Origin of the sequence: Bacteroides sp. MSK.20.82 (assembly GCF_019052485.1) — a bacterium.
Classification (GTDB): Bacteria; Bacteroidota; Bacteroidia; order Bacteroidales; family Bacteroidaceae; genus Bacteroides; species Bacteroides thetaiotaomicron.
Window position 1 is genome coordinate 33,834 of sequence record NZ_JAHQUN010000026.1, and the last position, 14,190, is coordinate 48,023.

Annotated in this window: 12 protein-coding genes; 3 read left to right on the forward strand and 9 right to left on the reverse strand. The window is 43.7% G+C overall.

Annotated elements, in window-relative coordinates; translation table 11 throughout:
- Nucleotides 1-110 precede the first annotated feature (110 nt).
- A complete protein-coding gene (locus KTR07_RS18535) occupies nucleotides 111-1,856 on the forward strand; it encodes a phospho-sugar mutase (protein WP_008767964.1) in 1,746 nt (581 codons plus the stop codon).
- A 305-nt stretch (nucleotides 1,857-2,161) separates the two neighbouring features.
- On the opposite strand, the gene KTR07_RS18540 is transcribed toward KTR07_RS18535, so the two are convergent.
- From KTR07_RS18540 to cdd, 9 genes are all read right to left on the reverse strand, one after another.
- Nucleotides 2,162-3,337, reverse strand: coding sequence for a DUF418 domain-containing protein (locus KTR07_RS18540; RefSeq protein ID WP_008767965.1), 1,176 nt, complete (start codon nucleotides 3,335-3,337; stop codon nucleotides 2,162-2,164).
- Between the two features lie 9 nt (nucleotides 3,338-3,346).
- Nucleotides 3,347-4,396: an acyltransferase gene (locus KTR07_RS18545; RefSeq protein ID WP_008767966.1), complete on the reverse strand. Its 1,050-nt coding sequence runs from the start codon at nucleotides 4,394-4,396 to the stop codon at nucleotides 3,347-3,349.
- 84 nt (nucleotides 4,397-4,480) lie between these two features.
- Complete coding sequence (locus tag KTR07_RS18550) at nucleotides 4,481-5,044, reverse strand: Crp/Fnr family transcriptional regulator (RefSeq protein ID WP_008767967.1); 564 nt, start codon at nucleotides 5,042-5,044, stop codon at nucleotides 4,481-4,483.
- Nucleotides 5,045-5,050: 6 nt separating this feature from the next.
- The gene (nudC, locus tag KTR07_RS18555) at nucleotides 5,051-5,839 is read right to left on the reverse strand and encodes an NAD(+) diphosphatase (RefSeq protein WP_011107851.1); all 789 of its coding nucleotides are present in this window, start codon (nucleotides 5,837-5,839) and stop codon (nucleotides 5,051-5,053) included.
- Between the two features lie 86 nt (nucleotides 5,840-5,925).
- Complete coding sequence (gene abc-f / locus KTR07_RS18560) at nucleotides 5,926-7,524, reverse strand: ribosomal protection-like ABC-F family protein (RefSeq protein WP_008767969.1); 1,599 nt, start codon at nucleotides 7,522-7,524, stop codon at nucleotides 5,926-5,928.
- A gap of 565 nt (nucleotides 7,525-8,089) precedes the next feature.
- Nucleotides 8,090-9,463, reverse strand: coding sequence for an FAD-dependent oxidoreductase (locus KTR07_RS18565; RefSeq protein ID WP_011107850.1), 1,374 nt, complete (start codon nucleotides 9,461-9,463; stop codon nucleotides 8,090-8,092).
- 103 nt (nucleotides 9,464-9,566) lie between these two features.
- Nucleotides 9,567-10,148, reverse strand: a complete 582-nt coding sequence (locus tag KTR07_RS18570; RefSeq protein ID WP_008764769.1) for a DUF417 family protein — start codon at nucleotides 10,146-10,148, stop codon at nucleotides 9,567-9,569.
- 88 nt (nucleotides 10,149-10,236) lie between these two features.
- Nucleotides 10,237-11,076, reverse strand: coding sequence for an AraC family transcriptional regulator (locus KTR07_RS18575; protein ID WP_011107849.1), 840 nt, complete (start codon nucleotides 11,074-11,076; stop codon nucleotides 10,237-10,239).
- Between the two features lie 3 nt (nucleotides 11,077-11,079).
- The gene (gene cdd / locus KTR07_RS18580; protein WP_008762228.1) at nucleotides 11,080-11,562 is read right to left on the reverse strand and encodes a cytidine deaminase; all 483 of its coding nucleotides are present in this window, start codon (nucleotides 11,560-11,562) and stop codon (nucleotides 11,080-11,082) included.
- A 111-nt stretch (nucleotides 11,563-11,673) separates the two neighbouring features.
- On the opposite strand from cdd, the gene KTR07_RS18585 reads away from it, so the two are divergent.
- On the forward strand, nucleotides 11,674-12,579 hold the full coding sequence (locus KTR07_RS18585) for a glucosaminidase domain-containing protein (RefSeq protein ID WP_011107847.1): 906 nt from the start codon (nucleotides 11,674-11,676) through the stop codon (nucleotides 12,577-12,579).
- 54 nt (nucleotides 12,580-12,633) lie between these two features.
- Entirely contained in the window at nucleotides 12,634-14,025 is a 1,392-nt protein-coding gene (locus KTR07_RS18590) for an NAD(P)/FAD-dependent oxidoreductase (RefSeq protein ID WP_054959969.1), read from the forward strand.
- Nucleotides 14,026-14,190 lie beyond the last annotated feature (165 nt).

Sequence of the window (14,190 nt, forward strand, 5' to 3'; positions counted from 1 at the left end):
CTAGGATTTATAAACTTATTCTTTTACATTTGTGTGCTCAAGACTTGGCATATATTCAAGGATTGACAGAGAATAGAGAAATAATCATTAACCAATAAACAATAATCGAAATGGAAAATCAGGAACTTATCAAGCAGGTCACTGAGAAAGCCGAAAAATGGCTGACCCCGGCTTATGATGCCGAAACTCAGGCTGAAGTGAAACGCATGTTGGAGAACGAAGATAAAACCGAATTGATCGAAGCATTCTACAAAGATCTTGAATTTGGAACGGGTGGTTTGCGTGGTATCATGGGAGTAGGTAGCAACCGCATGAATATCTATACGGTAGGTGCTGCTACACAGGGCCTTTCCAACTATCTGAAGAAGAACTTCAAAGATCTGCCTCAGATTTCTGTAGTGGTTGGTCACGACTGTCGTAACAACAGCCGTCTGTTCGCTGAAACTTCAGCCAACATTTTCTCAGCTAATGGCATCAAAGTATATCTGTTTGATGATATGCGTCCGACTCCGGAGATGTCTTTCGCAATCCGTCACCTCGGTTGCCAGAGCGGTATTATCCTGACTGCTTCTCACAATCCGAAAGAATACAACGGTTACAAAGCATACTGGGATGATGGTGCGCAAGTACTGGCTCCGCACGATGCTGGTATCATTGATGAAGTGAATAATATCGCTTCCGCTGCTGATATCAAGTTCAAGGGGAACCCGGATCTGATTCAGATCATCGGTGAAGATATTGACAAGATTTACCTCGATATGGTGAAGACAGTTTCTATTGATCCGGAAGCTATCGCCCGTCATAAGGATATGAAGATCGTTTATACTCCGATTCACGGTACAGGTATGATGTTGATTCCGCGCGCTTTGAAGATGTGGGGATTCGAAAATGTATTTACTGTTCCCGAACAGATGATCAAAGACGGTAACTTCCCGACAGTAATATCTCCGAATCCGGAAAATGCCGAAGCGCTTTCTATGGCTGTCAATCTGGCTAAAGAAATTGATGCCGATCTTGTGATGGCTTCCGATCCGGATGCCGACCGTGTAGGTATCGCCTGCAAGGACGACAAGGGAGAATGGGTACTGATCAACGGTAACCAGACTTGTATGATGTATCTTTACTATATTCTGACTCAGTACAAACAATTGGGTAAGATCAAGGGTAATGAGTTCTGTGTGAAGACTATCGTTACTACCGAACTTATCAAGAAGATTGCTGATAAGAATAACATCGAAATGCTCGACTGCTACACCGGATTCAAGTGGATCGCACGTGAAATCCGTCTGCGTGAAGGCAAAAAGAAATATATCGGTGGTGGTGAAGAGAGCTACGGTTTCCTTGCCGAAGACTTCGTACGTGATAAAGATGCCGTATCAGCTTGCTGTCTGATTGCAGAAGTAGCTGCTTGGGCAAAAGATAACGGTAAGTCATTGTACCAGTTGTTGCTGGATATCTATGTAGAATATGGATTCTCCAAAGAATTCACAGTGAACGTAGTGAAACCGGGCAAGAGCGGTGCTGAAGAAATCAAAGCTATGATGGAAAACTTCCGTGCTAATCCTCCGAAAGAACTGGGTGGCTCCAAGGTGATCCTGAGCAAAGACTATAAGACGCTGAAACAGACAGATGCAGAAGGCAAGGTGACTGACCTTGATATGCCGGAAACATCTAATGTGCTCCAGTACTTCACTGAAGACGGAAGCAAAGTTTCAGTTCGCCCGTCGGGAACAGAACCGAAGATCAAATTCTATATGGAAGTACAAGGAGAAATGGGTTGTCGCAACTGTTTCGCTTCTGCTGATGCTGCTGCAATGGAAAAGATTGAAGCAGTAAAGAAGTCATTAGGTATTTGATTCCGTTCTTCTTCTGATATTTCAGAATAGAGAAACAATAAATAACGCCTCCATAGTCTCGAAGATTATGGAGGCGTTTCTTTTATGTAACCGCCTTTTCATCGGTCTTTCATTTCCTTTGCATTCTTTAAGTTCCCTTGCTAATCCTTCTTATGGAAATCTTGTTCTATCTAAATCATCTCAATTTAAACATGCAGGCTACGGGGATACACGGTTTTGTTGATGCTTTAGAGTGATACGTAACGTTTCATTTTCATAAGTTGTTCGTTTGTAGTTTGTGTGTACTTCGTGGCCTGCTTTCTTCATTATTTCTTAGCTCCCAACCAAGTCCATTTGTGCCAGATGGTTTCCAATGGTCCTTGTTTGTGCTTCGACAGCCACCATTTACAGAACTGTACCTGTAATAGGAAAAGAATGATTCCGATAATCAGACTGAGCGTATATCCGCAATAGGGAGCCAGATAAAATCCGAATGGGAAGTAGATGATAGCTCCCATAATAGATTGTGTGATGTAGTTAGTCAGACTCATTTTTCCGTAAAAGCGCAGGTTGGAAACGGTTTTCTGGAACTTAGCCTTCTGATAAAGTAAGATGAAGGAGGCAATCAGTACAATGGTGAATGCGAATTTCTGCCACATATCGAAAGCTGTCCCTACGGTCTGTTGAATCAGGCTGCTGTCACTTTGCATGATCTGCTCTTTCAAAGAGTAAAGCGGAGCGAAACTGATAGCTGCAATGATCAGTGCTTTGGTCCAGAATTTCAGATGAGACTCTGAAGTGACGAACAGTTCTTTGCGTCCGATGTACAGACCGAACAGGAAAAGTCCGGCAGTTTGTAAGAAACGTCCGGCACCAATGGCCCAGAACAAGCTCGCTTTCTGTCCTAATGTGACATTGCCAATGAGGAATTCCCAAAAAGTTCCGTTTTTGGTGTAATCTGCCACTTCGCTATACATGGCTCCGACATTCAGATCGGGCAGGGTATAGGCAGGATTGAACAGACTCATTATATAATGGAACCATTCAATAGGCTGTAATGAGAATAAGATAGCGGTGATTAAAATAGCCTTATCGCTCCATTTGCGTACAATAAATAGTATGATACCGACAACAACAAACAGAAGCAAAACATCTCCAGCCGGAAAGAAAGCCGCGTTAAGAGTGGCAAAACCGGCAAGTAAAACCAGTCTCCATAAAAAACGGTAGCCGAAATCTTTTCCTTTCAACTGCTGATTATGCGATTGGATATAGAAAGTAAATCCGAAAAGCAAGGCGAATATGGCATAAGATTTTCCGGCAAACAATGAGAATATTGCATTAAACACTCCGGCATCTAAAACGCTAAGCCATTCGGGAGAACTCTCCGGATAAACAGGGAAAATGAAATGTTCCAGATTGTGTACCAAGAGGATGGCCATAACTGCAAATCCTCTGAGGGCATCTACTACTTCAATTCGTGGTGTCTTTTTTAATAATTCCATGGGGCTGATTTATGATTGTTTTTTAGTTAGTATTCGTTTTACCCATTTATTGGCGGGCTTTTCGAAATAATAGTAAGAAAGTAAACTAAGTGTAATGGTGATACCGAAAATAAGGGGAACACTGATCATCCATGACACCTGCCATTGATAGAGCGCTGCCATTTTCGTATATGTGAGTATAATAAACAAATGTATCAGGTAGAAACTATAGCTGATTTCTCCACCTATTATCAGAAACCGATTGGATAATAGCCGGGATATACCTCCCTTCTGGAAGGCAAAGATGAGTATCATCAGAGAAACAGGTAACCAGTAATAGCAAGAATAACGGTATACTTTAGGTATATCTGCGGCACAAAGATAAAAAAGAAGAAATAAAGCGACGGATGCTACTTCTGACAATGTTCCCGTGGAATAAGAAATCTTTTTATTATGTAATGCCTGATAGATCTGATAAAGTAATACTCCCACAAAAAAGTCCGGCAGGCGGGTGATGGGATTGACATACCAATATGCCTTGATTTGTTCGTCGGCAGTCAGATACATACCTGCCAGCATGACCGGAAGACAGATTGAGAGTATAACCAATAGTTTTCGCCTGCTGTTTAAGAAAGGAATCACGAAAGGAAAGCAGAAATAAAATAACTGTTCGCACCCCAAACTCCATGAAGGACTGTTGAAAGAGAAGAAATAATCGGCAGAGGGGAAGAAGGGTTGTAACAGAAAGGTAGAGGCGACAAAGTGTTTGATCCAGTCCGTCGTATCGCTATATTGAACATATCCTCCTATACATGCGGCTATTAATAGTGTAAGTAGATGCAGGGGATAAATGCGGGCAATGCGTGCTACCCAGAACGTGCGTTTAGTAGTCGTTTTTGTCAGCAGTTTTTCCTGATAATTGTAGGCAATAATAAACCCGCTGAGGACAAAAAAGAAACTGACTCCAACAAATCCTTCTTTAAAGAAGTGGGCATCGAAACTTGTATCCAGAACATAGCAATGTGCTCCGAATACCATCAAGGCAAAGAATATTCGTAAAGATGTTAATGTGTTGATCACGACGTTTATCTGTTTCTTTTTTGTATTCGGCTGTAAAAGTACAGTTTTTCTGTGATATAAAAATTCACATAGATTAAAAAGAACTCAGGATTCGGAGCGCAGGCGGCTTAAATGTTGTGGAGTCATCCCAAGAAAGGAAGCTATATATCCCAGTTGGGCACGGTGAATTACATCCGGCTGTTCGCGTAGAAGTTGTTCGTAGCGTTCTTTGGCCGGTAGATATAGTCGGTTTATGTGGTGTATGTCCATGTAGAGCAGACATTCCTGATGGATAACGCGTCCCCAGTTGGCAATCTCGATATTTGTTTCATAAATCTGATTTAATTCATCAATGCGTATGGCATATAGTTTACAATCTTCCAGTAATTCTACATATTCGTATCCCGGTTGGTTGTGGTATAAGTCTTTCATCGCAAAAGTGATATCGCCTTCGCGTGAGAACCAGATCGTGATTTCTTCACCGTCACGCAGGCAATAGGAGCGGCAAAATCCTTTCTCAATAAAGTAGACGTGACGATCTGATACTCCGCCGTGTATCAGTAAGTGTTTCTTTGGCAATTCCAGCTTTTTCATGTGGCTGAAAAGCATTTCCAGTGAGCTGTCAGATACCGGATAATATCGGCGGATTCCTTTGATGATGTTCTCCATGTCTGTTTATTTATGGGAGCATTCCAGCCACCAGTCGATCATTTTCCGTGCCAGGCTCAACTTTCGTGGAAGTTCCGGCAAATTATCTCTTGTATAGAAATCACCGGAGCTTAATTCCTCTTCTTGCAATTTGATTTCTCCTCCGGCATAATCGGCAATGAATCCTACCATTAATCCGCTGGGGTAGGGCCAGGGCTGGTTGCCGAAATAAGTGATATTCTTCACGTCCAGTCCGGTTTCCTCTTTCACTTCGCGGGCTACACATTCTTCCAGTGTTTCGCCTGTTTCGAGGAATCCGGCTACAAGGCTGTTGAATCTGCCTTTAAAGTTGCGGGCATGAACGAGAAGTATGGAGTCGCCTTTGCGCACTAAAACAAGGATGGCTGTCGAGATAGCCGGATACACTTCACGGCCACAGTTCGGACAGCGTTTCATGATAGATTCCTTTTGTTCCATCGGAGTGCCGCAAGCCGAGCAGAACAGACTGTTTCTGTCCCAATGCAGTATTTCGTGGGCTTTGCCTGCTGCCTGATAATGTCCCAGCGGAAGGTATTCGTAAGAAGCGCGAAGCCCTATCATTGCATATTGCTCTGTCTCTTCAATAGGTTGGGATACGGAATAAGCTTTGCAGTTTCTTCCTTCCAGTGTGGTGATATTGTGTACTGTAGTCTTGTCTTTGATCAGGATAGGAGGAATTTCTCCGCAGGGAATGGCAAATGTACCGTTCCCCTCCTTTTCAAGTAGTAGTTCGTCTTTGTAAAAGACAAACCACAGGGATTCAGCTGTTTGATTCATTTTATATTTTTCTATTTTCTTCGCGCTGCGAAGTTATAAAAACTGTATCGATATATGTAGGGTTTACCGGATAAAATATGAATAGATTAACTTAAAAATATACTTTGTTCCACTCCAATCTCCTGAATGAAATAATTATCGTGTGAGATGGCTATCACAGTACCTGCATAGTTTTTGATGGTAGCAGTAATAATTTCGATGCTTTGTATATCCAGGTTATTGGTCGGTTCGTCCAGTATAAACATATCGGGCATATTATTACTGATCATCAGGCAACAAAAGGCAAGTCTCATTTTCTCTCCGCCGCTTAGCTTCCGGCAAGATTTATCCCATTCGGAAGCCGGAAATAAATATCGGTTCAGAATAATCTTTATTTCGTGCTCCGGCAGGTTGCGGCCATTGAAGGCATAGGCTTGTTCCAAAATACTGTTTCGATCATTGATGATCGAATATTCCTGATTCAGATATACATAGGTGAAATTTGCCTGTATGAGCGTGCCTTTCAGTGGTTGAAGTTGTCCGGTTATGATTTTCAGCAGAGTTGTTTTTCCGCTGCCGTTGCCTCCTTCTATACGAAGGCGGTCCCCGCTTTTCAGCTGGAAGCTGAGAGGAGCTTGCCAAAGTTGTGGCTGATCGGGATGATAACCGAAGTTAATCTCCTCTGCCGTAACCAGTATTTTACCGGTATGAAGTCCGGAATTGTTAAAGTCAGTCTTTAGTGCAGCTGTCGGCGAGAGTGAACTTCGGAGTTGGTTACGCTCGTCAGTTAACTTCTCGGCTTTCTCCTGATGGGCACCGGTTAGTTTGGCAGTGCTCTTTTCCGATTTGCTTTGCAAACCGTTCAGTACAATACGCGGAACACCTTTTTTCAGGTTTCTTTTTTCACCACGTACATTCTGTTTATCCCTCCGTTCAGCTGTTTCGCGGGCTACCTTGCGGGCGGTGCGGAGCGCTTTTTCTTTTTCTTCGATGCGTTGTTGCAGGGCTTCTTGCATCAGTGTTTTTTGTTCTTTGTAAAATTCATAGTTTCCACCGTAATAGCTGATCTGATGCTTTTCCAGTTCACATATTTCGGGAAGAAGATTCAGCAGTGTACGGTCATGGCTTACTACCAACAGCGTGGAACGCCATTTTTCCACCCAGTCATACAGACGTTGTCTGCCTGACGAATCGAGATGATTGGTCGGTTCATCCATCAGTATGACGGATGGATTATGAATGTCCATACCTGCGAGGAATACGCGTGTCTTTTCTCCTCCGCTGAGCAGATTCATTGGGTAGGATAGTGGGAATTGGCCCAATCCCCACGAATCGAGGGCGGCGACGGAACGTTCTTCTATATTCCAGTCGTCGTTCAATATGCTGAAATTTTCGATTGAGGCATCTCCCGCAAGGATAGCATGTAGTGCTTTCTGCTTATGGTCTATCTGTAAGGCTTGCGCGATGGTCAACGAATCATATTGCCCGAAATGTTGGGGAATATAATAGAGGTCGTCCGGTCGGACGATGACGCCGGAAGAGGGTGCTAATTGTCCGGCAATAATTTGCAGCAGGGTAGATTTGCCACAGCCGTTGTTGCCGACTAATCCTAACTTCTGCCCTTTACTGATGGCAAAGTTAAGGTCACTGAATAATACTTCTTTATCCGGATGGATATAGCTGATTTGTTGAATACTAATAGGCATGATGGTCTATTGGGTTTGAGGTTGAAAACTGGGTGAGGATAATCACGGGACAAGGGAACGACAAACACAATACTGGCTAAACAACACGAATTTCGTGATGCTTAACGATAAAGAAAAAGCATGGATGAAAAGTGATGTTTACTAGAAGTGTTGTCTTACTTAGAAATTCTCATTGTGGTAAGTATATAGTTTAACTTGGGTGCAAAGATAGTACTTTCTTTTATATATCACCGTTTTTTAGCTAAAAAAGATGTATTTCAGAGGTTCTGTTCGGTTGAATCAGAGGCTTTGTTTAGTCCATTCAGAGGCTCTGTTTACTCGATTCAGAGGCTCTGTTTTGAGTCTGTTTTAAATGATAGATATGAGTATTTGATTCATTTGAGTGTTTAATGCCGGTCTTTCTTGTTTTTCTTGCATAAATCATTTTCCCCAGTCGTACATCTAAGTATTACTCAAATGTGCGACTGGGGATAACTGTTATTGCCATAAAAATAGGCTCAGATTAGTGGAAAGACATAATAAGGTTATTAACGTATTCCTGCACGTTTTAGTCCCTCCCTTTACATTATACGTCAAATAATTGATTCAACCCCTCGCTCATACTCGGATGTGTGAAGATGAAGTCACGCAGGAACGTAGAAGTCTGTCCCGTCTTCATAGCCATTGCAACCATATTGATCAGTTCCGGAGCATCGGTACAGAACATGGTACATCCCATAATCTTACCGCTATGGCTATTGATAATAGCCTTTAGCATCCCATCAGTCTGTTGCAAGGTACGCGAACGGACAACGGAGGTTGCCGGCAGTCGGGAGACTTTAAAAGAATACCCTTTTCTCAGTGCCTCCTCTTCCGTAATTCCGATATGTGCCAATGGCGGATCGATAAATACAGCATAAGGCAGAGGATCCCTGTCGTTGATGTCACGTTTCTTGTCCCCGAAAAGCTGATCCCGGATAATACGAAAATCATCCAGTGAGACATAGGTAAATTGCGCTCCTCCTTTTACATCTCCCATTGCCCATATATGAGGGGCATTGGTATGTAATTGGTCATTGACTACAATTGCCCCGTGCGCATCGACTTCTACACCGGCTGCTTGCAGGTTCAGTCCTTCAATCATTGGTTTGCGGCCTGTGGCAATAAGGATCGCATCACCGTCTACAAAGTAAGGAGTGCCGTCCGAAGTATCCGAATAAGTCAGAGTTACCCCGTCGTGCGTATCATGGATCGATTGAGTACGGACATTCAGACGAATCTCGACTCCTTTCTTCTCCATCACTTCCCGAACGCTTTTCGCAATATCCGAATCATTGCGGGGCATGAATCTGTTTCCTGCTTCGAGAAGAGTCACTTTACTTCCGAAGCCGGCGTACATCGAAGCAAACTCCAGTCCGATATAGCCTCCGCCTACAATAATCAGGTGCTTTGGCAGAATATCCAATTCCAGAAGAGTGGTACTGGTGTACACATTTCGACTTTGCTGAATACCCTCTATACTGGGAATAATAGGTGTAGAGCCGGTATTGATAAAAATCTCTTTTCCCTGCAGTTCGATTTCTTCTTCGGGAAGAGCAACCTTCACCGTATTGGCTGAAACGAGAGACCCTTTACCTGTGTAAATAGTCACATTAGGGCGTTTGCTTAATTTCTCGTAGTTATTTTCTCTTAAAAAAGAGGTAAGTTTGTTTTTTCTGGCAATCGCCTGCCTATACATGTTACTCTGCTTATCAAAATCATTGTGATAAAGCAGGGTGGAAATCTCTGATTCGTGAATCAAAGTTTTGGTTGGTATACAGGCTACGTTAGGGCAAGCCCCTCCGTACATTTCATCGGACTGTTCGACGACAGCGACCTGCCATCCTCTGTTGGAAAGTTCGGCAGCCAGTGTTTTTCCTGCCTTGCCGAACCCTATAATAATTGCATCATATTGTTTCATAACTTCCTTTCATTAACGATTTATACTCAGCTATTATAACACATGAAGAGTATATTTGTTTTGCGTCATATCCGGGAAGCAAAGGTGTCCGTAGCGGACAGAATCAGCTTTTTTTCAGTGTTTTGAGTACGCGTTGTGACGAGTCTGAAAGAAGCACTACGGCTCCTGCGAGAATAACGATATCTTTGATAACCAGTCTTCCGGCACCGGACAATAGCGGGAAGCCAAATTCATCTCCACCCAGATTCGGAACCCAGACTTCGGGCGTGGTGACAAGGAAGGATAGTGTACCCAACGTCATAATGATGGCGAGCGTATCACCTACCAGCGCTACTTTCGGGAAGAAAATGCCCAGGAATACCAGAATACCGATACTCATGATGAGCGCTCCTAATCCATAGGAGAAAGTATAAGTGCGATTGGCTTCGTGCCAGGCGCGGTTTTCCGGAACGAAGGCTCCTTCCGGATTTTTGTGGTCTTTGTATTCAGGAGCATCTTTCGCATAGAAGAAGCTCATGAAGGGACTGTTGGCTACAAAAGGAACAATTCCGTCGGCTTCGTAGTGGAAATATTTCAGTCCACCGATCCATACGAATACGACTAAGATAGCTACACGGATAAACTTAATTCCGAAATTCTTCAAGCTGGAAGTGAAGGTAAGCAAAGCAATAAATTTCTCTTTCATTTTGCGGTCTTTTTATGGGTTTAACTTTATACCGCAAAGGTCGTGCTTTCTGCATACCCCCGAAATGGCAATACTTCCGCTTCACTTATCAATTCTTCCCAACTTCCGTATTTCTGAACTGTACGGCACTCTGTCCTGTCATGTTTTTGAAAAAACGGCTGAAAGAAGCCTGGTCTTCAAATCCCAGGATATCGGCAATTTCTTTCGCGCTCTTATTGCTGTAGAGCAGGAGGCGTTTGGCTTCCGCTTCCACCCGTTCGTGGATGACCCTTAGCGGAGAAGGCAGTTTACATGTTGAGAATATGTTCGAAAGTGTCTTCGGTGACTTGTGAAGCATATCGGCATAGTCCTGTACCTGCTTTTTGGTCCGGTAATGCTCGTCTACTAGGTTGTAGTATTGGCGGACAATCTCGAAGCCGGATTCCTTTTCGCGCGTGATATCCAGTCGCTGACGGGCGATTCGGGTGCATTGGATGATGAAACGCTTCAGCAGGATACGCAGCATTTCTTCCTGCAGGCTGTCGGAAACGGTGAACTCGTTTTCCATGGCTTCGGTAATCTGGTCCAGTTGCCGGCGTTCTTCTTCGTTCAGTGTAAAGCGGACAAGGTGGGACGAGCCGTTGAAAAGGAAGCCGCTGCACGACACTTCGTGGTCGTTTCCATAGATACAATAGAAGTTGCTGTTGAACAGCAAAGTCATATATTCACCATCTATGGACTTAAATTCAAGATGCTGCAGATGAGTCAGTGAGATAACGTCATCTTTTGAAAGTACCATCTCCTGATGGTCGATTTCTACTGTAATGCTTCCTTGGCGGACCCATATAAACTTATAGAGTCCTTTTTCTTTTTGCAAAGCTTTCTCTGTCAGATAAGAATCTGTGAGAGCGAGTGTTCCTTTTAGTTTGGTGTGATACTGTTGTAACATAATTTATTCCTCCATGGCTGATGCGTCAAATGACAGCGGTAGTAAATCGCCGATACTTTTTACTTCGTAGATACATTCTCTGCCGTATAGCAGAATGCGGATAGGCTGGCCGTATCGTTTTTCCGTTTCCAGAATCACTTGGCGGCAGGCGCCACAAGGAGGAATAGGAGTTTCTATAAAGTCCTTTTCGGTTCTTGCTGCGATAGCGAGAGTATTTACCGGTTGGTCGGGATACTGCGAGTTGGCATAGAACAGGGTAGTACGTTCCGCACAAAGTCCCGACGGGTAAGCTGCGTTCTCCTGATTGGTTCCCGTCACAATGGTTCCGTTGTTCAGCAGTGCGGCGGCGCCTACCGAGAAATGCGAATAAGGAGCATAACTGCGGGCGGTTGCTTCCATGGCTGTTTTCATTAATGACCGGTCAGCTTCGTTCAGTTCATCGTATTGATATACTTTGATTATAGCGGTAATTGTGAGGTCCTTCATATCGGTAAATAGGTTAGTTCTACATTATTAATGTTACAAAGTTAGAAAAGAGATTGATAATCCCAATTATTTTTCAGATTTTTGTGTCCGATAATCCACATATAAGTTAAAATGGAGAACAAATTGTATAGACTAGTCTTTCTAACTGCCATTATCTTCTTTGCCGTAGGAGTACAGGCACAAAGACGGAATGCACGTTATGTAGAATATATAAATAAGTATAGTGACTTGGCTGTGGAGCAGATGAAGCTTCACAAAATTCCCGCAAGCATCACTCTGGCACAGGGATTGCTTGAAAGCGGAGCCGGAAACAGCCAGTTGGCACGCAAGAGTAATAATCACTTCGGTATTAAGTGTGGCGGCAGTTGGCGCGGACGTTCGGTACGTCATGACGACGATGCCCGCAATGAATGCTTCCGTGCCTACAAGCATCCCCGCGAATCGTACGAAGACCATTCCGACTTTCTGAAAAGAGGTGCCCGTTATGCCTTCCTTTTCAAACTCGATATCACCGATTACAAAGGATGGGCACGCGGATTGAAAAAGGCAGGATACGCCACAGACCCTTCCTATGCCAATCGACTGATTACGATTATCGAAGATTACGACCTGTATAAATATGACAGCAAAGGTGTCTACTCGGAACGCAAGTTGCGAAAGAACCCGTGGCTGCTGAGTCCGCATCCGGTGTATATCGCCAATGATATCGCCTATATCGTAGCCCGTAGTGGGGATACTTTCAAGGATTTAGGTAAGGAATTTGATATCAGCTGGAAGAAGTTGGTGAAGTATAACGACTTGCAGCGTGATTATACTTTGGTGAACGGAGATATTATCTATCTGAAGAGTAAAAAGAAGAAAGCATCCAAGCCTCATACTGTATATATTGTGAAAGACGGCGATTCTATGCATGCCATCTCGCAGAAATATGGTATCCGTCTCAAGAATCTGTACAAGATGAATCGTAAGGACGGAGAATATATTCCGGAGGTAGGAGATCGTTTGCGTCTGCGTTAGAAAACTTTATGCCATACTCATGTGTTATTATGTATGATAAAACATGATTAATATATGAGTCTAAATATTGCAAAGGACAGTAAGAAACGGGTCGTCATTGTAGGCGGTGGTTTCGGTGGCTTGAAGTTGGCTAATAAGCTGAAAAAATCAGGCTTTCAAGTTGTGTTGATAGATAAGAACAACTATCATCAGTTCCCTCCGTTAATTTATCAGGTGGCCTCGGCAGGTATGGAACCGACTTCCATTTCCTTCCCTTTCCGCAAGATATTCCAGCATCGGAAAGATTTTTATTTCCGTATGGCGGAAGTACGTGCTGTTTTCCCCGAAAAGAACATGATACAGACTTCCATAGGGAAGGCGGAATACGACTATCTGGTTCTTGCTGCGGGTACGACGACCAATTTCTTTGGTAATAAACATATCGAAGAGGAGGCCATGCCAATGAAAAACGTGTCCGAAGCTATGGGGCTCAGAAATGCGCTTCTCGCCAACTTGGAGCGTGCTGTGACCTGCTCCAACAAACAGGAACAGCAGGAGTTGCTGAATATCGTTGTCGTAGGTGGTGGTGCCACGGGAGTGGAAGTGGCGGGAGTACTTTCGGAAATGAAGAAATTTGTATTGCCGAATGATTATCCCGATATGCCCAGCAGTCTGATGCATATTTATCTGATAGAAGCGGGTCCGCGGCTACTTGCCGGAATGTCCGAAGACTCATCGAGTCATGCAGAACAGTTTCTCCGTGAAATGGGAGTCAACATTCTTTTAAATAAGCGTGTCACGGATTACCGTGACCATAAGGTGACACTTGAAGACGGCAGTGAGATTGCTACCCGTACTTTTATTTGGGTAAGTGGAGTGACCGGAGTTTCTTTTGGGAATATGAATACGTCCGTAATCGGTCGTGGAGGCCGTATCAAAGTAGATGCCTTCAATCGGGTAGAAGGAACGAATAATGTATTTGCCATTGGTGACTTATGTATTCTTTCCGGTGACGAAGATTATCCGAACGGACATCCTCAACTGGCACAAGTTGCCATCCAACAAGGGGAATTGCTGGCAAAGAATCTGATCCGCCTGGAAAAAGGAAAAGAGATGAAGCCTTTTCATTATCGTAACTTGGGGTCGATGGCGACTGTCGGGCGTAATCGTGCCGTGGCGGAATTCAGCAAGGTGAAGATGCAGGGATGGTTTGCTTGGGTAATGTGGCTGGTAGTGCATCTGCGCTCTATTCTGGGAGTACGCAATAAAGTAGTGGTGTTGTTGAACTGGGTATGGAATTACTTCACCTATGATCAGTCCATGAGAATGATTGTCTATGCCCGCAAGGCGAAAGAGATCCGTGACCGGGAAGCAATTGAGGCAACTACCCATTGGGGGAAAGACCTCATACAGGAGCCACAACCGGCCAAACAAGAACCGCAACCAAACTCAAAAGAAATAGTATAGCACCGTTTTGCGATGGTGTCACTATCCGGTCGGTATAGTGACACTATAACAAGAAGATAGTGACACTATAATAACAGTATAGTGACACCATGTTTTTTTGAACGGTAAATTCGTACAAGGTGTCCGATATCGGACACCTTCTCTTTTTTATTATTCTCTGTTAAT